Source organism: Paenibacillus polysaccharolyticus (assembly GCF_023714295.1).
In the GTDB taxonomy this organism is placed as follows: domain Bacteria; phylum Bacillota; class Bacilli; order Paenibacillales; family Paenibacillaceae; genus Paenibacillus; species Paenibacillus polysaccharolyticus_A.
The window spans coordinates 146,865-173,211 of record NZ_JAMAUN010000008.1 but is presented as its reverse complement, the minus strand read 5'-3'; the positions used below and the strand labels follow the sequence as shown (position 1 = coordinate 173,211).

20 protein-coding genes are annotated in these 26,347 nt (G+C 46.4%); all 20 read right to left on the bottom strand.

Going from position 1 to position 26,347, the window contains the following annotated elements; translation table 11 throughout:
* Nucleotides 1-537 precede the first annotated feature (537 nt).
* Nucleotides 538-879, bottom strand: coding sequence for a hypothetical protein (locus tag M3629_RS19185; RefSeq protein ID WP_090922908.1), 342 nt, complete (start codon nt 877-879; stop codon nt 538-540).
* Between the two features lie 205 nt (nt 880-1,084).
* Complete coding sequence (locus M3629_RS19180; RefSeq protein WP_251509501.1) at nt 1,085-4,990, bottom strand: S-layer homology domain-containing protein; 3,906 nt, start codon at nt 4,988-4,990, stop codon at nt 1,085-1,087.
* Between the two features lie 170 nt (nt 4,991-5,160).
* Nucleotides 5,161-6,288 carry a glycosyltransferase family 4 protein gene (locus M3629_RS19175; RefSeq protein WP_251509500.1) on the bottom strand — a complete coding sequence of 376 codons (1,128 nt, stop codon included), beginning with the start codon at nt 6,286-6,288 and terminating at the stop codon, nt 5,161-5,163.
* Nucleotides 6,289-6,716: 428 nt separating this feature from the next.
* The gene (locus M3629_RS19170) at nt 6,717-7,475 is read right to left on the bottom strand and encodes a WecB/TagA/CpsF family glycosyltransferase (RefSeq protein WP_251509498.1); all 759 of its coding nucleotides are present in this window, start codon (nt 7,473-7,475) and stop codon (nt 6,717-6,719) included.
* A 7-nt stretch (nt 7,476-7,482) separates the two neighbouring features.
* Nucleotides 7,483-8,640, bottom strand: a complete 1,158-nt coding sequence (gene csaB / locus M3629_RS19165; RefSeq protein WP_251509496.1) for a polysaccharide pyruvyl transferase CsaB — start codon at nt 8,638-8,640, stop codon at nt 7,483-7,485.
* Nucleotides 8,616-10,637: a DUF5693 family protein gene (locus M3629_RS19160; RefSeq protein WP_251509494.1), complete on the bottom strand. Its 2,022-nt coding sequence runs from the start codon at nt 10,635-10,637 to the stop codon at nt 8,616-8,618. Before M3629_RS19160 ends, csaB begins: the two co-directional genes overlap by 25 nt.
* A gap of 191 nt (nt 10,638-10,828) precedes the next feature.
* Entirely contained in the window at nt 10,829-12,550 is a 1,722-nt protein-coding gene (locus M3629_RS19155; protein WP_251509492.1) for a phospho-sugar mutase, read from the bottom strand.
* A gap of 317 nt (nt 12,551-12,867) precedes the next feature.
* On the bottom strand, nt 12,868-13,299 hold the full coding sequence (gene fabZ / locus M3629_RS19150) for a 3-hydroxyacyl-ACP dehydratase FabZ (protein WP_251509491.1): 432 nt from the start codon (nt 13,297-13,299) through the stop codon (nt 12,868-12,870).
* Nucleotides 13,300-13,779: 480 nt separating this feature from the next.
* Nucleotides 13,780-14,007, bottom strand: coding sequence for a DNA-directed RNA polymerase subunit beta (locus tag M3629_RS19145; protein ID WP_221791282.1), 228 nt, complete (start codon nt 14,005-14,007; stop codon nt 13,780-13,782).
* A gap of 11 nt (nt 14,008-14,018) precedes the next feature.
* Nucleotides 14,019-14,855, bottom strand: coding sequence for a flagellar hook-basal body protein (locus tag M3629_RS19140; protein ID WP_251509488.1), 837 nt, complete (start codon nt 14,853-14,855; stop codon nt 14,019-14,021).
* Between the two features lie 80 nt (nt 14,856-14,935).
* Entirely contained in the window at nt 14,936-15,820 is an 885-nt protein-coding gene (locus M3629_RS19135) for a flagellar hook-basal body protein (RefSeq protein ID WP_251509486.1), read from the bottom strand.
* A gap of 104 nt (nt 15,821-15,924) precedes the next feature.
* Nucleotides 15,925-16,923 carry a rod shape-determining protein gene (locus M3629_RS19130; RefSeq protein ID WP_145334462.1) on the bottom strand — a complete coding sequence of 333 codons (999 nt, stop codon included), beginning with the start codon at nt 16,921-16,923 and terminating at the stop codon, nt 15,925-15,927.
* Nucleotides 16,924-17,143: 220 nt separating this feature from the next.
* The gene (spoIIID, locus tag M3629_RS19125) at nt 17,144-17,431 is read right to left on the bottom strand and encodes a sporulation transcriptional regulator SpoIIID (protein WP_024632710.1); all 288 of its coding nucleotides are present in this window, start codon (nt 17,429-17,431) and stop codon (nt 17,144-17,146) included.
* A gap of 171 nt (nt 17,432-17,602) precedes the next feature.
* The gene (locus M3629_RS19120) at nt 17,603-18,340 is read right to left on the bottom strand and encodes a M23 family metallopeptidase (protein ID WP_251509484.1); all 738 of its coding nucleotides are present in this window, start codon (nt 18,338-18,340) and stop codon (nt 17,603-17,605) included.
* Nucleotides 18,341-18,720: 380 nt separating this feature from the next.
* Entirely contained in the window at nt 18,721-20,115 is a 1,395-nt protein-coding gene (spoIID, locus tag M3629_RS19115) for a stage II sporulation protein D (protein ID WP_251509482.1), read from the bottom strand.
* A 475-nt stretch (nt 20,116-20,590) separates the two neighbouring features.
* Nucleotides 20,591-21,937: a UDP-N-acetylglucosamine 1-carboxyvinyltransferase gene (gene murA / locus M3629_RS19110; protein WP_145334457.1), complete on the bottom strand. Its 1,347-nt coding sequence runs from the start codon at nt 21,935-21,937 to the stop codon at nt 20,591-20,593.
* A gap of 522 nt (nt 21,938-22,459) precedes the next feature.
* Nucleotides 22,460-22,717 carry a DUF1146 family protein gene (locus M3629_RS19105; RefSeq protein WP_090922880.1) on the bottom strand — a complete coding sequence of 86 codons (258 nt, stop codon included), beginning with the start codon at nt 22,715-22,717 and terminating at the stop codon, nt 22,460-22,462.
* 636 nt (nt 22,718-23,353) lie between these two features.
* Nucleotides 23,354-23,758 (bottom strand): F0F1 ATP synthase subunit epsilon, encoded by a 405-nt coding sequence (locus tag M3629_RS19100; protein ID WP_251509480.1) that lies wholly within the window; start codon nt 23,756-23,758, stop codon nt 23,354-23,356.
* A gap of 63 nt (nt 23,759-23,821) precedes the next feature.
* Nucleotides 23,822-25,225 (bottom strand): F0F1 ATP synthase subunit beta, encoded by a 1,404-nt coding sequence (atpD, locus tag M3629_RS19095; protein ID WP_123065309.1) that lies wholly within the window; start codon nt 25,223-25,225, stop codon nt 23,822-23,824.
* Between the two features lie 95 nt (nt 25,226-25,320).
* The gene (gene atpG / locus M3629_RS19090) at nt 25,321-26,193 is read right to left on the bottom strand and encodes an ATP synthase F1 subunit gamma (RefSeq protein WP_123065308.1); all 873 of its coding nucleotides are present in this window, start codon (nt 26,191-26,193) and stop codon (nt 25,321-25,323) included.
* Nucleotides 26,194-26,347: the final 154 nt, after the last annotated feature.

Below are 26,347 nucleotides of genomic sequence, written 5' to 3'. Positions count from 1 at the left end.
ATAGGGTCGCTCGTGTTCCTCATTCTATTGTCGCACCCCCTTTCCAGAGTCATGAGCAAGTTAATATAAATGATGTCTGTGAGCATATCACAGAAACTTGTTACCTAGAATAATGATAGAATCGCACGTAAATAGAGTAGTTTCCTAATCCTACCTTACGTATTATACAATGGGTCTCTCGTGCCGTAAAGCAATTTTTTCTAATAAATAGACAAGATTCTTCACGAGGTCATTCTTGGTAAGTTCCCCAATGTTTTTGACTCTACATCTTAAACGCAGTAGATTTCAAAAAGTTGCGCATTCCACTAAAAAAGTTTTGAATTTATTTATGTATTGATGCAGTGCGGGTTTATAGTGTATTCAAAACCAGTCGTGGCGCCACTTTGCTGATTCACCACCTGCGGGCATGTCAGTGTCAGAAATGTGTTGGACGTTTATTTATACCCGATATTTCTGACAATGAAGCGACAAATTCCACAAACTTCAAAATAAAAAAAGAGAGCCTGTTGGCCCTCTTCCAGATGTAAATTTTGTGAATTAACGAATTTTCATAGCCAAATCGATAATCTGTGCGCGCATTTTCGGATCACTGTTCAACTTCAGGTACATGTCATCAATCGCAATTCTGTTCTCACGATATGTCTTCTCATGTTTCATTGTCGTATGAGACCATTCGATCAGTTCGTTCTCCGCCAGAACCAGATTATTATACGCATCATGGAAGCCGGTCGTCTGAACTAGCCCTTCCATCACTTCCTGAGAGATCTCCTGTGTCTTGCGAGTGTCTTCCAGCTTCTTCTCCAGAAAGACTGCCTGCTTCTCAAATTGTGTCTTTGCCTTCATGTAGCCCAGTTGGGCCTTAGAATAAATCGGTTTCATAAGCTAACTTCACCCTCTAGATCATTGTGTATTTACCGCTATTGTATCTTAATCTCTAGCAAATTACAAAAATAGTTATTGGTAAAAATCCGTTTTCTTCTATTATAAATGCTTTCTATACAATCTCAACTTTCCCCATAAAAAGAGCCTGTCCCTTCTCGTTTAAGGGACAGGCTCTTCCTAAACTAATTCCAGATCTGTTAAATTAACTTAGCGTTTTCGGGAAAAGTTTTGTACCTTTCTTGAACAATTCCACGGCAATCTTACCTGCTTCAGCACGAGTCAGGTTCCCTTTTGGATTGAAAAGGAACATTTTGGCGTTACCCTGTACTGGGCCACCTTCCATGATTTTAGCCTTGGATACTGCCTGCACGGAAGGACGTGCATAGTATTCAATAGAAGATGAATCCTGGAACGATTTAGATAACTGTGATGCGAGTTTACTATCATTCGCCGCAAGCTTCATACTCATCGCTCTTGCGATCATAACAGCCGCTTGTTCACGTGTAATTGGATCTTCCACGCCAAAGAATCCGTCACTAAGTCCTGTAACAATACCCGCTTTGGCTGCTGTCTCAATAGAAGCATAATCCCATGTATCGCTTTTGGTCGTTGGCGAAACGTCAGAGAAGGTCTGTGTATTTGTAAAATTCAACGGAATATCCAAACCTTTGACCAGCAGGGTAGCGAACTCTCCACGTGTCGTCTGATCATCTGCTCCGAACGCGTTAAAGCGCAAATTGTTCATGATACCTTTGGAATACAGAGCATTCAGGATATTTCTTGCCCATGGGTGATTCGTAATATCCGGGTAGCTCTTACTTTGCTTCATTACTTTGTAGTAACCAAACTCGTCGAAAGAAACGGTAATGGTATGTTTCTTGGTGTCGACAGCTCCGCCAATCGGTTCCCATTGTCCGATATTGCTCTTGTCGGAGTAGCGGAATACGCTAATGGTTGAACCTACCTCATCTACGATCGATGGATCGTAAGCAAGAGTCAGTGTACCTCGGTTAGAAGGTACCAGAATCCGTTCTGTAGGGAATTGTGTAAAGCTTCCTTCCAGAGAGTACGGCGTTACCCCATTCGTTCCTGGCTTATAACCGCTTGTCCCCTTATCTCCAAGTTCGCCAATTCCGCCATTAATCCAATACGTATCGGATACCGGAACGAAGTTACTTGTCGTCAGGTTAGAGTTGAACATCTCTGTCAAAATCGTCGGAACTGTGATCGGTGACAAACCTCCGGTACTGCGTGGATCGGCCTGTCCAATATTAAAGCCATAATCATTTTTCCGCTCCAGTACGCCATCCTTCGGATCAACAATACCAAACAGAATTTTGTTGTCCGGGTAGTACTTGATTACGCCACTGCTTGACTTGGAAGCCGATTGCAGAATGGTTGCTTTCGGGAACGACAATTCAAGCTTCTTATTAAATGCAGAATATTTGTTAGCTACTTTCGGAGCCATATACTGTGCATCTACACCAACAGTACTTGTATAGAATACGTTAACCGTATCGTTAATCTTGCCGCCATCTCGCGTAATCTGGATTTTGATGGCATTGTTCTTATCCGGAGACAATCCTACGTAATCCAGAACAAAACGGTTATCCATATCCGGACGTTTAACAGCCGCTTCTTTACCGATCAACACCTGTGTTGCACCTTCTGCTTCAATATCAAAGTGAACATAGTTTTTGTTAACGACAATCTGTTGTCCTACCGTTGCTACAGGAGACAGGATACGGTAAGAAGAAGGTTCTCTTACAATCTCCAATCGTTGTGTCGTTCTTGCTCCCGTGCTGTTGATCAATTCTAATGTATACACATGACTGCCCGGTGCTTCAAAAATATAGTTCCGCACACGGATCATGAATTCATCCTGATTCCCGGCAAAGTCAGCAATATGACCATCTTGAGTTGCCTTGTTTGGATCCGGGGTATCTGTAACAGGAATCGGATAGCTATAAATCAGCTTGGAACCGGAGTACAGATTTGCAATGGTAGCTCCGCCGCCCTTAAATACCAGATCATATCTATCTTTACTCGTTACATACTTGCCATCACGAATAATGAAATCTGGTGTTACTTTGAAGATGTTGACCATCTCTTCGGGTGTGTACACACTAACATCTGCCTTGCTAAACTCCACACGGCCATCCGTTGGAACAGGCACCGGCATGAATTTATCAATATTGGACACATTGCTGTCTGAAATGTAAATTCTGATTTTTTTCTCAATGACTTTGGTTTTGCCAGCTCCGTCTTTATCGGTTCCTATAATGGTGATGGTATTCTCACCGTATACCAGTTCTCCCGTACCACCAATAGTCAACGGGAAAGAAAACTTACCGTTGGTGCCCGGGAAACCAGCTGGTGTTCTGACTACCCCATTCACTAATAGTTGGCTCGTGAACTGTGGAGACGCGAGCGTACTAAAACCGACAAACTCACCATTGACCGTTAAGGACTGTGTTGTTTTTGAATTGAACGTATAGTTCTGTCCATCATACAAGTTAGCTACGTAAATATAGCTTTTGGAAGCATACGATACGGTAACATCGTAATGTGGATCAGGATTGCCATAGTAGAAACGAATTTTCTGCGTGCCATTCGCCACATTTTTTACCAAATAAACGGCTTGATTGTTCGAAATACCCGTAGGCGCATTCGTCCCCGTTGGTGCTCCCTCAATCGTCAGTTTGGTTGTTCCCGTTGGCAGGTACTCACCCTTTACCAATTCACCTGCAATATCTTGGCTAGACTCAACCAAAATATAGAAATCTGCTGTAGCAATCTGTGCATTGTCGAGTGGTACTTTATTGGTTACTGCTCCGCCACTATAATCTGGCAGATAGTACATATTGGTAATCGCTTTAACGCCTGGAGCATAAGTGAATTTCCCTTGGTATCCAGAGCTAAATGTTCCATGCCCCACAACGGCGTTAACGGTTTGATTCTTTAAAATTTCAGCTGGTGTTGTGGTTGACGTTTGTAGCGGATACGCATTATCGGTTGTGAATGTAACAATTCGATATTCAGGCGTTGATCCGTCCGGACCCGGGATAATGGTTTCCGTTGCGTTACTGAAAGTCATGGTTGTTCCATTGACTGTGAACGATCCTGAATCTTTAAAAGAGCTATTGCTTGCGATATAAGGCAGCACCATTTGCACTTCAAGCTTCGCTTCGGTAGCTGCGTTCGAGAATGTCGGGATCATGTTCAGTACTGATTTCTTATCTGTGTTCCCACCGCTCGTTAATGAAACATTGAGTGTGGAGAATGGCTGATCCTTGTCATAGTAATAAACTGCACGTTCCGTAATAATCGAATCAGAGCCATTGGCAATTCTAAACTTCAGGTTATTCAAACCAGCCGTCAGTTTTAACTGTGGCGTGAAAAATGTTCCGTTTTGCAGCAAAGACGAATCGAGTTCTTCTCCGCCATTCAAAGAAACGGTTACTTTAATTGCATTCTGCACTTTACCTTGTACAGACACAAACTGTGTATTAACTACGGTTTGGGCACCTTCATTCAAGCCATAGGAAGTGTTAGATCCTGTGCTTGGGTCCGTGAAGATTTTGAAGTCCTGAATAAAAGGAACCTGGTCATATAACACATAAAACGTATCTGAACGTTCTACCGATCCTTGAGTACCCGTGAAGGTAATCCGGTTAAAACCCGGAAACAAGGTGATGTTACTTGCCGTAAAGTTATTGTTGCCGCTTGTACTCGCGGTCACTGCAGTCGTGTTAGAACGGGTAGCATCCGGCTCCCACTTCGTTTTGCCAGTTCCTGCGCTAACCGAGTTGAGTTGCTCGACTTTGACACGCATCGTATCTTTGGATACAAAAGCGTATGCACCTGTTATTGTAATTGTCCCTTGTGTTGTTTGATAAGCCAAAGAACGGGACAGAAACTTTGCATTAGCTGAGTCTTCAATGTTCAGATCCGCTGTCTTGCTAATCGCGGTATTATCTGGTGTAAAGTAGGTAGTCAGTGCGTTGGCAGCCGAAGCAACGGACCCACCGAATAGACCTTGTGGGAACAACGAGAGCACCATGGTGACCAACATGATCCAAATCAACGGCCGTTTCTTTTGTTGCATTACGTATCATCTCTCCTCTTTTTAAGTCAGTTACCCATATTTATCGGCAAAAAGGTTCCAATTATTTAGTAAAAATCTCAAAAAAAACAAAAAAGCCTTATCCGCAACCGGGATAAGGTAAGGGTCTACATATAATATTGAACGATAGCAGGAAACGAAACTTATCTATTCTAGGATTTCGAACGGGTCTGTGGATTAAGCTTCACACGCATACGCATGAAGAAGTTAATGACCGGTTTTCTCGTTTTACTTACAAGTCCAATGACTTCCGCCCCTACTTGCAGGAAGAACATCATGATACAGATTACAACAAAGGTTACCCAGTTGGCTTCAAACATGGCAGCTGAAGACTGGATAATAGCCAGTATCCCGAAGAATGCCGCAATACCATAGATAATCAGCACGGTCTGGCGGTGGCTGAACCCGAGTTCACGCAAGCAGTGATGCAGATGACCTTTATCCGGTGAGAAGATCGGTTTCCGTTGTACCGCACGGCGAATAATCGCAAACAATGTATCCGAGAGCGGTACACCGATGATGATCAGCGGTGTAATGAAGGACACGACTGCAATCTGTTTGAATCCAAGCATCGAAAGCATCGCCAGAGAGAAACCGAGGAACAGTGAACCGGTGTCCCCCATAAATATTTTCGCCGGGTGGAAGTTAAAGAACAGGAATCCGATAATACTGCCGAGTAACACCAAGCACATCAGAGCAATCATCGTATTGCCCATCAGGAAAGACATCACTGCAATGGTTCCAATGGCAATACCGGATACGCCGGCAGCCAGACCATCCAGTCCATCAATCAGGTTAATCGCGTTGGTTACACCAACGATCCACAGAATCGTCAGCGGAATGGACACCCACGTTTCGAGTGAAGAATACGCATCCTGAAACGGAATGTTCACGAAGTCTACGCGAATGTTAAATCCAAATACAACAACGGACGCTGCTACGATCTGTCCGAGCAGTTTCACTTTGGCAGACAGTTCAAAGCGGTCATCCAGCGCACCAATCAATACAATAATGGAACCGCCGACCAGAAATGCACTGACAAAACTCATATCACGCGTTGTAAACCAGGCAGAGACAAACGGAAGCAGGGCAGCAACCGTAATAATAAATGCCAGAAATATACCCAATCCGCCTAGACGCGGCATAATCCGGGTATGCACTTTACGCGCATTCGGTGTATCCATTGCCCCGATGCGAACTGCGAACTTTTTAACAAGCGGTGTAAGAGCTAGAGCAAGTCCCATTGACACCAGAAATCCAATGATAAAGATCGCTACCATTTGAACATTCGACCCCCAATTATAATACCTGCAGAAAAATTATAAATCCCCTGATCTCTTTTTCTATATATGAAGAAACATTGTTTTTCACTTTTGATGAAAATTTATTGTTGATTCTGAGGCAACAGTTACACGGTACGAAGGGTGCAAGGGAAAACCTGTAGAAGCGCAGCGTTCGCATTTATCACCGAATTTCATCCTTAATAAGGATAAATAGAAATTTGGGGATAAGGGCAATCGGAGGGTTCTCTTGCAATCGTAGTAATAAAGTGTAACAGCTCCTTTAGCGGGAGTGCCTAGTGCAACCAAAGAATGTTTTCATTCGAGTGACACACGTATGTGCCGGATTGAATTATACGCTGATCATTTCTGAAAAGCTATCCTCAATTTCTAGCAAAAACAAGCATTTATCTCGTAATTACCTGTTTTTAACGGACTTTTGTCACGTTTTCTTTGTCCCGCATCACTTTCACTGCGAATTTCGGGAGCGCGAGCATCCGTCCGGCCCGGCTAGGTTCACGAAGCAAACGATAAAACCATTCCAGTCTTAACTTTTGGAACACTTTAGGCGCCCGTTTGCTTTTGCCCGAGATCACATCAAAGCTGCCTCCAACCCCCATCATGACAGGAACTTGCAGCGCATGCTTATGCTTGTGAATCCACGGTTCTTGGGTATCCGCACCGCGAGCGACAAATAACAGATCAGGCGCAGCCTGCTTTATCGCAGCTACAACCTGCTCATCCTCAGCCGAACCGAAGAAACCGTCACGGTAACCCACAATACGAATAGCCGGATACTGCTGTTGTAACCGAACTGCCGTTTCTTGAATCACCTCTGGTGTCGAACCGAGCAAATACACGCCCCATCGATAGTTTTCTCCAACCCGCAGCAATTCATGTAAAAGTTCAAAGCCCGGCACTCGTTCTGCTACCGGATCACCGCAGTAGTTCGCAGCCCATACGACGCCGGTTCCGTCCGGAACAATCATCTCCGCATCCTTCATCACTTTCATGATTGCGGGATTCTCTAGCGCAGCCATCACCATAATCGGATTCGCAGTGATGACCTGATGCGGCTGTTTCGACAACACGGCTTCTTCAAGCACCTGTACCGTTTCTTGCATCGTTAGTTTGGAAAAGGGGATACCATAGATGGAAACGGTAGGGAGCGATTCGGTCTGACTCATTGTTATCTCATCCTTTGCGGCCTAAATAGGTAATAATTTGCTTGGCAGGCTCTATAGCCTCCTGCTTCAATGCAGTAATGCGATCTTCATGTTGTTTCAGCCACTGTGAACGCTGGTCCAGCAAGCCGCCAACCGTATCGGCAAGCTTATCCCCATCCAGTGAACGGGTATTGCCCGCAGGCTCGCTCTCCAATCGAAGCAGGAACTGATCGATTTTCGGATCATACGAAATGCCCACAGGTGGAACATACTGCGAAGCGGCATAAATCAAGCTATGCAGACGCATACCGATCATCAGATCACAACGGCTGACTTCCTCCAACATTTGTTGAGGATCCGTAAGATCCTCCGTCATGCTAATCTCGCTGCCTTTGCTTGTCACATCGCCGATCATTTCCATAATGAAACGGGATGCCTGCACATCATCGGGCAGATGAAACGGCATAAAGCGCAGATGCACAGCCTTTTTGGCAGCCAGTTTCTTCAATCCAGCCGCAATAGCCGTTAATTCTTTGCGATCCGATTCCCAGAACCGAACGGATACGCCGATCACCGGCAGTTTGGCATGGGCTGGTTGTTCTCCACTGGTGGAAGTGCCTGCTTCATCCCGGACTGGTGTTGCTATATCCGGCAAAGGTAATCCCATCACTGGATCAGGCACGACATGAATTTGGTTCCATTTTAGTCCGAGACCCCGCAGATAATCTGCGGATTGCTCGTCTCGAACGGATACATAGGTGCACGATTTAAATACCGACTTGATCATCGGGTTAAACATTTTACGATTAACAGGGCCAATCCCCTGCGCATAGATAAATGTAGGTTTTTTCAACCACTGAGCGAGCTTGATCACACCCAGATAATAAGGAATGGACTTCAATCCAGTTGCATCCTGGAGCAGACTTCCCCCGCCACTGATAAGTCCGTCACTTTCCTTCAGTGCCTCACGAACTTCCTTCAGCTTCATGCGATGTACGGCGCGAACGCCATACATCGAGGTTGTCCACTCCGGATCAATGGAGAGCACAATCGGTTCAATGGTAACATTGGACCGCTGGCTCTCTTCCTGGAGGGCAGTCAGAATGGATTTCAGCACGGCTTCATCTCCGCTGTTGCGGAATCCATAGTATCCTGAGATGACTAACTTTTTAGAAGTGGTGACCATTTTTTCCAACATCCTTCCGCGACTTGCCACACACCCACAGCAATGATACCAAAGATCAAGCCAAGTCCGAGTCCCATCACCCCACGAATCAGTGACAGTACAGCTGGTGTATGAATATGCGCAAACGTATCCACCATCGACAATTGACCCATCGTGGCGATGATTAGCGCAAAAATCACTTTACGGTATTTTAAAGCGGCGAACACGCCAACGATAAACAGTGGGTGTCCCAGCACGAATTCTTTGAATCTCGGCCGTACGCCAAACGTATCCTCCAGCGTGGTACGCAGGAACATCTCAAATGGTGTAACGGAACCAGCGTTCCCTGTACGGCTCAAATAATAATATCCAACAGCAGCAGCAACAAGTGCCAATATGACCATCAAAATGTTAATTGGCATACGAAGCATGTCTTTCACTTGTTTCACAGAGATTGAACCGGAACCACGATAGAATATAATATAGATCGCAACCAAACCAATCGGAGCAAAGTGCAACAAGCTGACTCCACGGAACTGGTTAATAACCAGGCTGTACGTAATGTTATTCAATAATGCGATCACAAACGGTACGGCTACGAACGAAATGATCGATGTTCTTACATATAAAACAAGGGTCTGTGCCAAACGACGGCCCGCAGGGGCATCCGGTTGACGCAGTTGTGTTGCATTCACTGTACGAACCGCCAGTACCATCGCAATGGTTGGTGCGGAAATGGCAGCCAGCAAGGCGATTCCTTGCTCCAGCAATGTAGGTTTCAACAGGAACAGACCCGCGCTTCCTACTAGTCCAAACAGGAACACGGCAATGGTGAATACAGGTGCAAAATATGAAACCATCAGAGTGATCAAAGCGATTGCTCCGATAAGAGCGATCAGCTTCGCAACCCGTTGAATAGACGAATCTTTCACAGTGAATGCTTCAGCTTGTCCAAGCTCAAAGCCGTGTTTGGCCATACGTTCAACGGCATGTCCTGGCTCACCCAAACTTTTGATCAGATTTTCGATCGGGTCGGTGATCTCAGCTTTGGCCGTATTCCGGCTCGGTGAAGCGTTCATATAAATCATGCGAATATTACGGTCTTTGGTTGCCAGTACAAAACGGTCGGCAATAGTATCTTCTTTCAGATTCGCATCGGAGTCGCTTAGTGAATAGAGACGAGTTACGTTGTAATCAATTTTGTAAGCCAGCGTCTGGAATCCTGCCTGTGGCTTCTTCAGATTTTCAATCGCCGCCAGACCAATATGATGTTTGTTCAGGAGCTGGGCAAACTGATCCAGACTTTTCATCTCTGCATTATCATTGTACCCTTTCACTGCATCCCCATCAAACAGGATACGTGTTACGCCATTCTCTTCGAAGAAGGTTAGCAAACGTTCCATCGATTGTTGGTTATAAGGTACCGTGTCGGAGATACGGGGTAAAATATGAAAACCTTTATCACGCAGCATTTTTACCGCGATCGGGTCCGGCTGCATGGGCTGCATGTTGGCATTCTCCGGCGGTGTCTGCAATATTAAGCCGCTGCGACCTTCATACTCCCAGGGTTGAACCGGGATCTGACGTTCAGCGAACGTTTGTTCAATAATAGGGGTGTAGGTCTGCGCATTCTCTTCCGATGTGAACAATACATAGGTATAGTTCGCATTGGAAGGGACCACTTCTTTTGTCATATTTGCGAGATCCTGGCCTGAGTAAACCATCAAGCGGCGTGTTTTTTTGAGTTCGTCCAGCGTGCTCTCAAACACAGCCATCGTTGTCACACCAGCGTCCTTCAGACGTGTCATTTGTTGATCAATGAAGTCTTGCGGGTGAGCCTGATACGCGGAAATATCCAAGAGTCCTCGGTAGTTGAAGACCAGTTCTACTTTGTTCGTAGAAGATTCTGTCTGCACCCGGTCACGGATGACCGGAATGGATGCCACCAAACCAATAATAACGATGAGCCACAACCACTTCCGGGAAGCGTTATTCCAATAAAGCCATTTTTGACGCACTACATGTACCTCCTCAGTTGTTGGAACCAAATGCCCGTTCTGCTCTTAAAATTCTTACGTTCAGCATGTGTTAACACGCTCTCTAATATGCCAGCACACGATCCATTTTATTTCAAAGAAAAACCCCTCCGCCAACCAACCTTACGGTGCGGAGAGGCCTTCTGCATCTTTTTCTTACAGTACCATTTGTTTTATTGTCCGTCTACACGCGACATAACTTCCGAAACCAAACGTTCGATCCGGCTCTCTGCATCTTGCAAACTTTCACCGCGCACAGCGAAGTACACTTTGATCTTCGGCTCTGTACCGGAAGGACGCAGACAGAACCATGATCCGTCCGCCAAAATAAATTTCAGCACGTTCTCCTTCGGCAGGCCGTCCAGACCCAGGGAGTAGTCCAGCACATCCTGCACAGCGATGCCCGCGACTTCCTTCGGCGGATTAGAACGCCAGTCGGTCATTTTCGCCTGAATCTGTGCAACTCCGTCTTTGCCTTTCAGCGTGCGGGACTCCAGCTTCTCCAGGAAGAAACCGAACTGGTTGTACAGCTCCTGCAACACATCGTAGAGTGTTTTGCCTTGACTCTTGTAGTAAGCAGCCGCTTCGGCAATCAACATCGAGGCAAGGACAGCGTCCTTGTCACGGGCATAGTTGCCGGAGAGGTAGCCGTAACTCTCTTCATATCCGAAGAGGAAGGTATGACTTCCGGTTGCTTCGAACTGGTTCATTTTTTCACCGATATATTTAAATCCAGTCAGGGTGTTCATCACTTCTGCACCGTAATGCTGAGCGATAACTGCACCCATCTCACTCGTTACAATCGTTTTGATTACTGCACCGTTGCTTGGAAGCGCGCCTGTCTCTTGGAGACGACTGAGCAGATAATGTACCATAATGGCACCCGATTGGTTACCGGACAAGACGAAATATTTACCATCTTTATCTTTCACGACGGCCCCCATACGGTCTGCATCCGGATCTGTACCGATTAGAATATCTGCACCTACGGATTCACCCAGCTTCATCGCCAGTGTGAATGCTTCGCGTTCTTCCGGGTTAGGAGACTTCACTGTGGAAAATTCAGCATCCGGTTGCTCTTGCTCCGCAACGATATACAATTGTTCGAATCCGATCTGCTCCAATACGCGGCGAACCGGAAGGTTACCTGTACCGTGCAGCGGTGTGTATACAATTTTGAACTCACGGCCGATGCCGGATTGGATCAATTCACGGCTTAGACTGCGGCTTGCAACCGTATTTGCGAATGCCTGATCCTCTTCCTCACCAAGCCAGATCAGCAAACCTTGTGCTTCGGCTTCTTCTTGCGTTAGCTTTTTCACATCCGCGAGAGAAGGCACCTCTTGAATGTACTGGATGACTTTCTCTGCTTCATGCGGTACCAGTTGTCCGCCTTCGTGATTGTACACTTTGTATCCATTGTACTCTGGCGGGTTATGACTTGCTGTTACCACGATACCACCCGTCGCTTGCAGATGACGCACACTGAAGGACAGTTGCGGTGTAGAACGCAGGGAAGGATACAACTTGGCTACGATACCATTAGCCGCCAGTACCAGCGCCGCATCCAGCGAGAATTCAGGTGAGAAATGACGGGAGTCATGCGCGATGACAACCGAAGGTTTGCCTTCCTTGTCCCCATGCTGCTCCAGCAAATAACGGGCAAAACCTTGTGTGGCACGACCGACCGTATATTTGTTCATCCGGTTGCTACCTGCACCAATCACACCGCGCAATCCACCTGTACCAAACTCCAGATTTCTGTAGAAACGCTCCTCCAGCTCTTTCGGTTGATCCTTTAGATCACGAAGCTCCTGTTTCGTTGCTTCATCAATAGAAGCATCCTCCAACCACTGTTGCAACGTCTCGGCTGCTGCTGCGCTTAACTGTTCCATATCCAATAAGCCCCTTCCGTCTATATAAAATTCTATTTTATGCACGTAGCTGTTCAGCGTAGTCATAAGTTGGACTAAAGATCTTTACACCTGCACTCCAATGACAGAACAACCTTCCAATCGCTGTTATCTCCAGATTTTTTGTATTCCCTTTTCTAAAAGGGAAAAATCCGGTGATAAGCATATGCTTCCGATGTAGCTTTCTTTTAGAAAGCCTTCAGGCAAACGCTTCGCTTTTTCAGGTTTTCTCTGTCCTCTCCGTTTATGTGTGAAGAATTAGTTCAACTTATCTGCATGATGTATACATGCCTATGTAATCAGCTTGGGTCTGACAGTGCAAACATGATTTCGCCTTCAGCGACAATTTTGTCGTCCACGCGAGCAGTAGCTTGCCCTTTACCGATCGAACCTTTTAGACGTGTAATTTCTACTTCCAGAATCAACGTATCCCCAGGCACCACTTGTCCACGGAATCGGAAATTATCGAGTCCCGCCAAGAAACCAATCTTACCTTTGTTTGCTTCCAAATTCAGCATCGCTGCTGCGCCAACCTGAGCCAGCGCTTCTGTAATCAATACGCCTGGCATTACCGGATACTCAGGGAAATGACCGATGAAGAACGGTTCGTTAATCGTTACGTTTTTCAAACCAACCGCACGCTTGCCATCCTCCATCTCCAAAATTTTGTCCACCAACAGGAACGGCGGGCGATGCGGGATAATGGATTGAATCTGTTTGATATCTAACACAATGTAATCTCCTCTCGGGGTGTTTATACGAAGGCTCTCCACCATGCAATAATGCCGGCGCAATAGCGTCGTTTCGGAAAGAGATCGTTCTATGATCGCCATTGTCCCTGAATTTTTTTGATTCCATTATTAATGGGTAAAATTCTGTGACAAACGCGAACGCTTTGTTTCTTTTGAATGATTCTCTTCCCTCTACTTACTGTAGTGCAAACCATTAAGCAAGCATGATCAAGTCGATCCTCATATAAATGAGTTTTCATTTTAATGTTGTATGAAATTTGCTTTTAGGGTTAACACTAGTTATATCCTTCATGACTGCAGTAGTGAAGGTTGAGATAAGGGGTCTCTCTTCGCGATGACATACAATGTCTTTCGCAGGGGAGGCCTCTTCTGACGTTAAACGTCATCCATCATTATACTGTTTTCAACACCAAAAAGAAAACTCCTGCCTACGCAGGAGTTTTCGCTGAACTCGTTATCTTATGGAGCAAATACCAGATCATAGACATGTTTCCAGGTACTCCATTGCCATACGGAACCGATATCCTGTTTGCCCAGTACCACATATCCAGCGACCATTCCGCCAGCGAGGGCAAGAACAAGCAGAATCGGAATCAGAAACCATCTTGCGATGCGCCACCAACTCTTCTTTTTCTTCTTGACTTCCTTCTGCTCCGGCTTGCTGTTCTGCTGCTGTGTTTCTGTCATCCCATTCACCTTTATGCTCTCATATTATTGGCAAGACCCGCCATGGAATCACTGGATGTGAGCGCCCGTGCTGCCAGTTGATAAGTCCGTTGACCTTGCATAAGCAATGCCATCTCCTGTGTCATATCCACGTTGGATTGCTCAAGGAAACCGGTGCGGATGGACGCCTGAGGTGCACGTGTTGCTGCATTAGCCCCGAACACATCATTCTCCGTTAACCCTGTGTTCAAACCGAACAGATTGCCGGCCAATTGCACCAGTCCTTCAGGGCGCTCGATATCCACCATCTGCAACTGTCCCGTAATGACAGGGTTATTGTTCCCCTGACGCACGAGCAGATTACCTTTTTCATCAAATGCCACGGTGCTGCCCATTGGAGCCGTCATCGGCTCTCCCTGGCGATTCAGAGCAAAATGGCCATCGTCATTGACGAGCACCATCAGATCAGGATCGTTCGGATTCGCTTTTGGACGCGTATCAGGCACAAAATGAAACGCGCCTTGACGTGTCCATACTTTCTGACCATCCGCCTGAACAGCAAACATCGCATTGCCCTCAATAGCTAAGTCTGTCGGGTTACCCGTCTCCTGCATGCTACCTTGGGACATATCTCTGGTGAGATTGACCAGACGTGCTCCAAAACCAAGGTTATACCCCATCGGTGTCGAACGACCATCCTGCTTATACTTGTCATCTTGTTGCTGTATGCGAGTCAATACATCTTCAAAGTTTGCCTGTTTGCTTTTATAGCCTGCCGTATTCACGTTGGCAATATTATCGGAAATGACATCCAGCCGTTGCTGGATAGCAGTCATCGACACCTTGGCACTAATCATGGAATTATTCATGCGGTGGCTTTACCTCCCCTGCTTTGCTCTTCAAAGGGCTTATCGCCCTGTACTACACGGTTATATGGTAACCATTGGCATCAGACACGACCAACTTCGTTAACGGCTTTTTCTAAACTGCGGTCATAGAACTGAATGACCTTCTGGTTCGCTTCATAAGCACGGAACGCGGCATTCATGTCTACGGCAGCCTGAGAGGCATCTACATTCGATCCTTCCAGATAACCTTGATGAATCTGTACAATATCAGTAGCGCCCATCGTCCGAGCCGTTGCACCATCATCTTCATTCAGGCTAAAGTTACCGTCACCTTGGCGAACCAACTGATTGGGCTGGTCAATAATACTGATTCCAAGCGTAACACCTGTTGGAACACCCGTAACCGAATTAACAAGGCGGCCTTGCTCATCCACTTTAAATTGCTCCACGGAACCTGTCAATACAATCGGCTGCCCATTGCTGTCCAGCACCTGAGAACCGGTAGAACTAAGCAACTGTCCTGTTCCATTTACCTCCATGTGGCCATCGCGTGTGTAACGCGTATTGCCCTGTGCGTCTCGGACGGTGAAGTATGCTTGCGGCTGGTACGTGACCGTTCCATCTGCTCGTACATACTTGCCCGAAGCATCAAACGGAATAGGCTGGTTGGTCTGCGGATCATCCACGCTCAGATTGGACGAGATCGCAAAATCACTTGTACGCTTCGTTTCCATGAGAGCGCCTTGAACATTCATAGATAAACTCTCTTCGGCGAACACACCCGAGTTGAGTCTGCCCAGCCGCTTTGTTGGAAGATTGGCATCCCCGCCTGTTAAAGTAATGAGCATTTCCGGGAAGGAGCGGTTCACGCTGTTCACCTGCTTGTATCCCGTTGTGTTCATATTTACGATATTTTGTGTAGCGGTGTCGTGGCGGCGCTGTTCTGTAATCATTCCCGCAGCAGCGGTGTACAGACCTCTTAACATGAATGAACCCCTCTCCTCAAACGCTTGTCCCTGCATAGCAGGTAGCTGTTTGTCCGTTCTGTTCACCTTTTTCGGTGAACCTGCCTGCTTTTTATATCGGCAGACTAGAACTTTTTCTTAACCACTTGGTCCAAATTATTCAGCATGATTCCTGTTCCTTTTACGACGCAGTGCATCGGATCCTCTGCAACCCATACCGGAACATGCAATTCATTGGACAACAGTTCATCCAATCCGTTCAGCAATGCACCTCCACCAGTCAAAACGACACCACGGTCGATAATATCCGCAGACAGTTCAGGTGGTGTGCGCTCCAGTACCGACTTGGCCGCAACGATAATGGATTGCACGGAATCCCATAGCGCTTCCTGCACTTCACTACCTGACACAGTGACTGTAACCGGCAGACCGGTTACCATATCGCGGCCGCGAACGTCCATCTCGGCTTGAAGACCCGCCGGGTTAACGGTGCCAATCGCGATTTTGATATCTTCGGCTGTACGTTCTCCGATCATGAGTTTGTATTTGGCTTTAATATACTTGATAATCGCTTCGTCGAACTTGTCCCCCGCAACTTTAATAGAAGAGGCGGTGACTACGTCGCCCATAGACAGGACTGCAACGTCAGTCGTTCCGCCGCCGATATCCACGACCATATTGCCGCTCGGCTGGAATATATCCATGCCTGCTCCGATGGCTGCCGCTTTCGGCTCTTCTTCCAGGAATACTTCTTTGGCACCGCTGCGCTCCGCTGCTTCACGGATGGCCTTCTGCTCTACAGAAGTGATATTCGTTGGTGCACAGATCAAAATTCGCGGGTGGCTATACCAGCTTCTTGCCCCTACACGACTAATGAAGTGTCTAAGCATCGCTTCCGTAATTTCGAAGTCCGCAATAACGCCATCGCGCAGCGGTCTAATGGCAACAATGTTACCCGGCGTACGCCCTACCATACGACGCGCCTCTTCCCCGACAGCAAGGACACGCTTCGTATCGCTTTCAATGGTCACGACGGAAGGTTCATTGAGCACAACTCCGCTTCCTTTCACGTGAATAAGCACGTTAGCCGTGCCAAGATCAATACCGATATCCTTGCTAAACATAAAAGAGCCCCCAAAGTGATATTATTTGGTCAGCGTATCCTGTGAAAAAGTGTCTCTTATCACGTCACCGCTCGTTCGACAAAGTGCAACATATATATGTAAAAATCGGGCTGATAAGATGTCATAATTCGATCCTGTACCAGCTTTTAACATATCATACTTCAGGGGAGGGATTCAATCCATACTGTGAGCTTTTTGGCCTAGTTCTCGAAGAACTTGCTTATGATTTGGCGGAAGCCAGCACCTCACGTTTTTTTCCACTCGTTTTTTTGTACTTGATCTTAGTCGCTTCACCGCCCCGCAAATGACGGATCGACTTATGATATTCCAAAATGTGTTTGACCTGGTCAGCAAGATCAGGGTTGATTTCCGGCAGACGCTCCGTCAGATCCTTATGCACAGTACTCTTTGACACGCCGAATTCTTTGGCAATGGTACGGACCGTATTTCTTGTCTCAACAATGCAGCGACCAATTTTGATAGTCCGTTCCTTGATGTAATCGTGCACGCTCCCGCCTCCCTACTGTGTGGATAGTTTGGTACATTATATGAGGAGCATGCCTATATATTCGCGGTTTAGAGGTGTGACAAGCTTCGAAGGTCCCATTATTTTCTGAAAAGCATAAAAAAAGCAGAGGTTATTCACCCCTGCCCATCATGTTAGTACGGTAAAAATCATTTATTTTTCCGGAAGATATCCTTGCGGGTTCACTGGCTGGCCATCTTCATACACTTCAAAGTGAAGGTGGTTCCCCAGGTTTTTGCCAAGCTCGCTCACACCGGCAGATGCAATCGCATCTCCTTGCTTCACTTCATCGTCCTGTTTTACTTTGACGTCCGCAAGGCTTTGGTATACGGTTTTCAGGTTATCGCCGTGAGTAATCTCCACCACTTGACCTGTAAGCGGGTTTTGCTCAACACGTGTAACTTTTCCGCTGAGTGCTGCTCTAACTTCAAATGATTTGTTATCGCCGCGTGCCAGGTCGACACCTGTATTCGGAATAAATGTGTCATTGTACTGCACCATCGCTGCCTCATGCTCTTCACTTGAAGCCTCGTTGTCATAGAAAGGTTTCACGACCGAAATCTCGGACGAAGATGCTACGGGCCAAACAAAATTTTCCGACTTTGCAACAACTTCCACACTTTCCTGATCCCCACCTGTAACGGCTCCTTGGTTGCTCGCTGCACCCGATTCTACTGTTTCTTTAGGAGAGTCCGGGTTCAGTGCTTTATCGCCTGTTCCCTGATAGACCCACACTAGAGTTAGTATAATGCCTGCTGCTGCGATGTAGACTGCCGGGAAAACCCAACGTTTGGACATTGCTTTTCTCCATGAAGAGGGCTGAGCTGCCGGTACTCCTTGTGTTGTTTTAGGAGTTTCTTCTTGGATTGTTTTTTTGTTGTTTTCATTCATCTTGATCACCTCAGTAACAAGTGTTACCGGGTGCAACTCTTTTATACACGCGCGACTCTAAAAATTTTCACACAGCTTTCAAAGAATGCTATATATTGGAGAACAATGTTAGTACGTGCACCGCTCCGAGGCCAGAAAACCTTCCGACCGCAGGTTACTATCAGATTTCTTCTATCTCCTTTTTCAAAGGTGAAATCCGGTAGTAAAGGCAAGTTGCTTCCGATGCAGCTTTTTTTCAAAAAGCTTTCAGCTTCGCTTCTACAGGTCTTTTCTGTCCCCTGCGCTCTCCGTATGCTCTCACTTTACACATATATAGCCAAATCTTAAAAGCTCCGGAACGGGAGGGTAACAGAGAAACATCCACCATAGTCATCAATCAGTCATCTCTCCTGTTTTGAGGCTAGCATCTTGGATGCCTGTCCGAAAGAGATTCCCGTGTAATAATGTTTCAGAATCTCTGTAGCCGTGTGTCCCTCTTGCGCCATGCCATTCGCTCCCCATTGACTCATACCCACTCCATGACCGTAACCGTACGTTGTGATCTGTACTTCATCCCCAACAGTTTTCCAGCTGAACTGGCTGGATCTGAGCCCGAGACGTTTGCGGACTTCCGGGCCACTGAATGTTTCGCCTGCAATCTGTATTTCTTTAATACGATGCCCTTTTGTCGTAGATAACACGTTGATCCAAGAACCGTTCTTATTTGCTGACACCGGAATCGCATCCAGGTTCATCTTTTGCAAAATTTCACTGCGCTTCAACGTGATCGTTTCTTCGAAACCCGGTGCAAGCTTTTTATCCCACGGGCTAGCCACACTTTTTAGATAGGGAACCACGTTGCCCCACACATCCTCTGCATTTTCCGTATATCCATTGCTGGTTGAGAAAAAGGATGCTGTGATCGCGCGGCCTTGATACGTCATAACTGCATCTCGGCTTTCACGAACGGCCTGCTGAAGTTTTTCCCATTCCTTCGCTTTACCTAACCTTGTCCAATCCGCCTTGACCTGATCGGGTGGAAGGAAGACCTGATGATTAATCGTATCCGTCACGTCGGCTTCACCTGAAGGCACGCCGCTTGTATCATTTGCGGCCATTCTTCTGACGATAAATGTGCGAGCGGCTATCGCCTGAGCTTTCAATGCTTCCAGTCTGAACTCAGCTGGCATCTCGGCAGCGACTACTCCCGTCACATACGACTCAAGCGGCAATTCAAGCGTTGTCCCGGTAGCAGACAAGTAAACACGCACCTTCGGCTCAGGATAGCTTACAGGCGTTGCAGATACAGGATCAGGAGTCTTTAGACCCGTGCTAGGATTCGTCTCTGTAGGAGTGGGCTTTGGTTTTATCTGCTCCCCTGCACGCGGCCACACCAGGATGACCGGAATGCATATCGCCAGAACAAGCAGTGCTGATACAGCTGCTGCAGGCTGCCACCGCCCTGGGTGACGTCCCCAGCGGTGACTACGACCAAAGGTACGCATACGACGACGCTTTACCTTACGAAACGCATCCAACTCAATAAGAGGCATATGGATATGTTCTGTGGCTTCCTCTCTCAATTCCTCTGTAACATATTTCCCGGGTTTAACATGTAACGTTTCCCGCTTGCTCCCTATCACTACGTGCATCTTCGCCATCTGTAGCGGGTTACCTGTCTTCTTATCAGGAGCCAGCCTGTCCAGGTCTGCATCCTGCGTCGTACTCTCCTCTGATCCCTGCATCCCGGGCCGCGGGACAAGAGGTACTTTTACCTGTACACGAGCTTCTTTCATCCGTGATACCCCTCCGTTGTATATGGGCATGGTATGGCTGGTTCTTTTCTCAATTCCATAGTTTAAGATATGAGTTCACTCGATCTGATAGAACCGGATTTAAGAGAAACGGGAACCGTTGCTACCTAATAAGCACTTCTTCCATTACTTGTTCAGATCCCTTAAAGCACCGCTACTACGCGGGTTGCAAAGTGAAGCCCGATCAATGGTTATGGAATAACCGGCCTTTCATATGGTCAGATTAGATACAAACATAGATGGTTATGTTATACAAAGTTAGGATCAGGTATTAATAGAATCAGGTCCTTAACAGACCATCCTCATATATCTTTTGAAATTGTAAAAAACAAAAAGAAGCCAAGCCCGGAGGCTTAGCTTCATCATCAAACGGATATGATCCATTTAATCTTGTTCCTGTATATTCTACACTGTACGGCAGCTATCAGAAATAACACTATGTGATTTAAACGAGGATTTACACCCAAGTTGGTTGTACTTTAAACATAGGAACTTCTTCCTCAACCTTTTCGCTAGGTGCCTTAACTGCATCCAGCTTAGGCTCTTCCACCGAAATTCGGTAGATATCTGCGCCAAGGCCATTTAACTTTTCTGCCAAATGTACATAACCTCGGTCGATGTGATGCACACCACCTACCTCCGTTGTGCCTTCAGCAACCAAGCCAGCAATGATCAGAGCAGCTCCTGCGCGCAGGTCTGTAGCTGTCACTTTAGCACCTTTCAGCTTAGCATTGCCTGTAATGATGGAGGATCTTCCTTCCACTTTGATCTCGGCATTCATCAGTTGGAACTCATCAACGTGCATAAAGCGGTTCTCAAAAACCGTCTCCGTCACAACGCTCGTTCCTTCGGATGCCAGTAACAAAGCCATCATTTGGGATTGCATATCTGTCGGGAATCCTGGGTATGGTAACGTTTTGACATCCACTGCTTTGAGTGGACGGTCTGCAATGACACGCACACCATTCTCGTCAGGCTGTACGGTTACTCCCATTTCTTCAAGCTTCGCAATAACGGAGCCCAAGTGGTCGGAGATGGCACCTTCAACATATACGTCACCACCAGAGATTGCTGCGGCAGCCATATACGTACCTGCTTCCACACGATCCGGGATTACCGTATGCTTAACACCGGACAGTTTCTCTACACCTTCAATACGAATGACGCCTGTACCGGCTCCGCGAACTTTTGCACCCATTCCGTTCAGGAAGTTAGCCAGATCGACAATCTCAGGTTCTTTCGCCGCATTCTCCAGAACCGTTACACCTTCGGCCAAAGTTGCGGCCATCATAATATTTTGAGTGGCACCCACGGAAGCCACATCCAGATAAATTTTCGCCCCACGTAACCGCCCTTGGCTACGTGCTTCGATATAACCTTGGCCCAAGCTAATCTCGGCTCCCATGGCTTCAAACCCTTTGAGATGCTGATCAATCGGTCGTGTACCGATGGCACATCCCCCAGGCAGTGAGATTCTTGTTTGACCCAAACGCGTCAACAAAGGCCCCATGACCAGAAAAGACGCCCGCATTTTACTAACCCATTCATACGGGGCTTCACAGGAAGTAAGGTTCTCCGCATTTACGGTAATCACTTCGTCCCGGTATGTAACTCCCGCTCCTAGCGATTCCAACACTTTGTTAATCGTCATCACATCGTCTAGAGGAGGTGCGTCAATAATAACGCTTTGTCCTTCTTCCCCTAAGAGAGAGGCAGCGATGATCGGAAGAACAGAATTTTTAGCGCCGCTAACTTTGACACTTCCGGTCAACCTTTTGCCACCGCGGACGATAAATTTGCTCATCATGGTTCCCTCCGCGCTTTTATTCCCTTTTCCTCATTCCGGAATACGTAAGCCCCACTGTGGTAGAAAGGACTGTTGCTGTGTGTGGAATTTCGACAAATTCTGGCATATACGCACAGATGTCTGATCAGAAAAGAATTGGTTTGTATAATTCATATCGATGATACCATGTGTCTGTAAACCCTGCTTCATGGCTTGTAAAATTCATTAAAAAACCCATCTTAGCACCGGAACAGACCTTTTGGGATGTTTTTTAGCCGGCAACTACCGGATATCCCCTTTATAACCTACATAATTAGTGAAAAATTGTGAATTCCCTAACTTCCATCATAACATTGTTGAATTGTACGATACAAGCATTTTTTACATATTCGCTTCAAATTCGTTCCATTAAACGTTCACATTTATTTCTTACATTATTGGCCGACAGCTCATACTCTAATTGTTAACACAATTAATCGATGTTATTCGACAATGAGCCGCTTGAAGAACCTAACAGATGATTAACCAACCATCTCAACATTAAAACAAATTTCTTAACATTTGAGTCCAGGACAAATAATCAATAACAAAGCCTGCAACGGCATGCCCTAAAATAATGGCGAGCAACAAATGTAACAGTCTTCCCTGAGGACCCTTCGGCTGTCTGATCACTAAATCCAATTTCAGATTTTGCAATGACCACCACGTAATCGCTATACATATAAGAGAAACGACAATTGAGATCAGGCTGTTGGTGCTCAATGTCTGGTTCACCTGATTCGCCAGATCATTACCCATATCTTCTTACCTCCACCTTCATTGTTGCAACGATCGGCATATCATATGCCTTGCCCCCATAACTTGTTAGTACACAGGAATGTCCGAAGTAGAAAACATGTCTGTTCAACTGTCAGGCATCCCTCGAATTGACAAGATCATCTGATGCCTACATGACCAAGCTACAACAAATCAGCTGAACATGATGAAGGAAATCTAGTATCCAACTTCTTGCATCTGCTGACTCTAAGGAATATAGGCTGTTTCACTATTACTTGTCAACTACATTGATTTCCACTCCAAAAACATTTTAATTATTATCCGTCAGCATTGTGTAACTAAAACGACATAAAAGAGCGTTACAACGATATCGATTCTGTCATTTCCTCGGAAATAATTCAACTAAATCTCTTAAAATTAGTTCTATGTGGGGGATATGCCCATACTACTTAAGTCCTACATGTTATTCACCTGATCATCGAAAGGTGAATCTAAGTCATTCATGCCATATAAAGAGAACACTCTCTAATGTTCAAATCCAAAAATAATGTAGTAATGGTTACTATACTTACTATACTTGTACTCACATTAATTTGATTTCCTTGTAAAAGATTAAAAGAACCCGGTAGACTAGGCCACCGGGTTCCATAAATCACTTTATTTTCCGTATACGTTAATCCGGTTAACCGCTTTTTGCAAAGCAATCTCTGCACGGCGGTGATCAAAGTGGTCCTGATTGTTCTGGCTGGCAAGCCGACGTTCTGCCCGCTCTTTAGCCGCACGCGCACGATCCACATCAATACTTTCCGGGAATTCGGCACTTTCCGCGAGTACAACAACCTTATCTTTACGTACTTCGATAAAGCCGCCGCCAATGGCAACCTGCTTGTTCTCTTTTCCGTTTTTGATCATGATTGGTGCAATCTGTAAAGGTGTGACCATCGGGATATGACCAGGGAGAATTCCCAGTTCCCCTTCAATGCCACGAGCAATGATGCTATCCACTTGTTGTGAATACACAAGACGCTCAGGTGTTACGATTTCCAACAAAAAGGTGCTCAATTCCATCCCTCCTGAAACTATCCGAAGGATAGCTCGCTTCATAAGGACAATCCTGGACTCAGATTATACCAGTGTTTTAGCTTTCTCCACTGCCTCTTCAATCGTACCCACGAAGAGGAATGCTGCTTCCGGCAGATCGTCATGCTTGCCTTCGAGAATCTCTTTAAAGCTGCGCACCGTTTCTTTAACCGGAACGTATTTACCCGGAATACCGTTAAATGCTTCAGCAACGTGGAAAGGCTGGGACAAGAAACGTTGAATTTTACGCGCACGATAAACGAGCGCTCTGTCTTCTTCGCTGAGCTCGTCCATACCCAGGATCGCAATGATATCTTGAAGTTCGTTATAACGTGCCAAGATACGTTTAACACCTTGTGCAACACTATAGTGCTCTTCGCCAACAACTTCAGGAGACAAGATCCGGGAACTGGATGCCAGTGGATCTACCGCTGGGTAGATACCCATCTCGGAAATTTTACGCTCCAAGTTGGTTGTTGCATCCAAGTGAGCGAACGTTGTTGCAGGAGCCGGGTCAGTGTAGTCATCCGCAGGTACGTAGATCGCCTGGATGGATGTAACCGATCCTTTTTTCGTTGAAGTGATACGCTCTTGCAATTGACCCATTTCTGTTGCCAGCGTAGGCTGGTAACCTACCGCGGAAGGCATACGTCCAAGCAAGGCAGATACTTCTGAACCCGCTTGGGTGAAACGGAAGATGTTATCGATAAAGAGCAACACGTCACGGCCTTCTTCATCACGGAAATACTCCGCCATTGTCAGACCGGTGAGGGCTACACGAAGACGTGCGCCTGGTGGCTCATTCATTTGTCCGAAGACCATTGCTGTTTTGTTGATAACGCCGGAATCACTCATCTCGTGATACAAGTCATTACCTTCACGTGTACGCTCACCAACACCGGCAAATACGGAGATACCACCGTGTTCTTGCGCAATGTTGTTGATCAGTTCCTGAATGGTTACTGTTTTACCTACACCAGCACCACCGAACAGACCGATTTTACCACCTTTTGCGTAAGGAGCCAGCAAGTCGATAACTTTGATACCTGTTTCAAGCATTTCAGCTTGGGTAGTCAGTTCATCGAATGCAGGAGCAGAGCGGTGAATCGGGTTTTTGTGTTCAGCTGCTACTGTACCGCCAGTATCAATTGCCTCGCCGAGTACGTTAAATACACGGCCCAGTGTCGCTTCACCGACAGGTACAGAGATTGGAGCTCCAGTATCTACGGCTTCCATGCCACGTACGAGACCGTCCGTGGAGGACATCGCGATACAACGTACCCGGTTGTCACCCAGATGTTTCGAAGCTTCGAGTGTAAGATTTACACTCACGCCGCTTTCGGTTGCTGTAGTGATCGTAATGGCATTGAGGATTTCCGGCAGACCGCCGCGATCAAACTCGACGTCAACAACCGGACCCATGATGCTCACAACGCGTCCTTTGTTCATCTTAACGTTCCCCTCCTACAAGCCTGCTACTTTGACAAAAATAAAGTTCCGTTCATTCATTTTTGCAGTGCAAGCCTTCATTAAATAAAAAACGGTTAGCCTTGTGCTGCGTTGGCACCTGCCACAATTTCCGTAATCTCCTGCGTAATCGCTGCTTGACGGGCACGGTTATATGTCAATGACAGATCGTTAATGAGTTTAGATGCATTTTTGGTTGCATTGCCCATTGCCGTCATTTTCGCACCCAGCTCACTCGCTTTACCGTTCAACAAAGCGCCGTAAATCAATGTCTCCGCGTAACGCGGAAGCAAAACTTCCAGCACAGCCTCAGCTGAAGGTTCGTACTCGTAGCTTGCAGTCGGTCCATCTGCAGCAGATAACTCAGGTGTATCCATAGGAAGAAGTTTTTCGACCGTTGGAATCTGGGTCAACGCATTTACAAAGCGGTTATAACAGATGTACAATTCATCAAATTTAGCCAGCTCAAATCCGTGAACCGCTTCGTGAGCGATGGATTTGATATCGGCGAAAGCAGGTGAGTCCGACAGGTCAGTTATCGTAGAAGCCATAGCCATTTCACGACGTCTGAAATAATCGCGCCCTTTACGTCCGATAACGAACAATTCATAGTCATCTTGAGAGTTGTGACGCTCTTTCAGCGTCAAGTTAACCTGACGCAAAATATTCGCATTGTATCCGCCCGCAAGACCACGGTCCGATGTAATGATCAGATATGCTGTCTTTTTCACCGGACGGCTATCCAGCATAGGATGCTGAATGCCTTGCGTGCTTGTTGCGATACTTGCCACAACTTCCTTCAGCTTCTCTGAATAAGGACGTGCTGCCTCTGCTTTTTCCTGCGCTTTACGCAGTTTTGCAGCTGCAACCATCTCCATTGCTTTGGTGATCTGCTTTGTGCTTTGTACGCTTTTAATTTGCCGCTTAATTTCGCGCATGCCTTTTGCCATGATTTCACCACCTTAAAGTTTTGACATAGTCAAAACTACTTCGTAAGCATAAGCTTGACTTTAGCAGAGCCAAAGTTACTTCGTAAGCATATTCCTGCTTTGACGGAGTCAAAGTTACACATGCAGACATGCGGAATCGGTTAAACAACTCCGC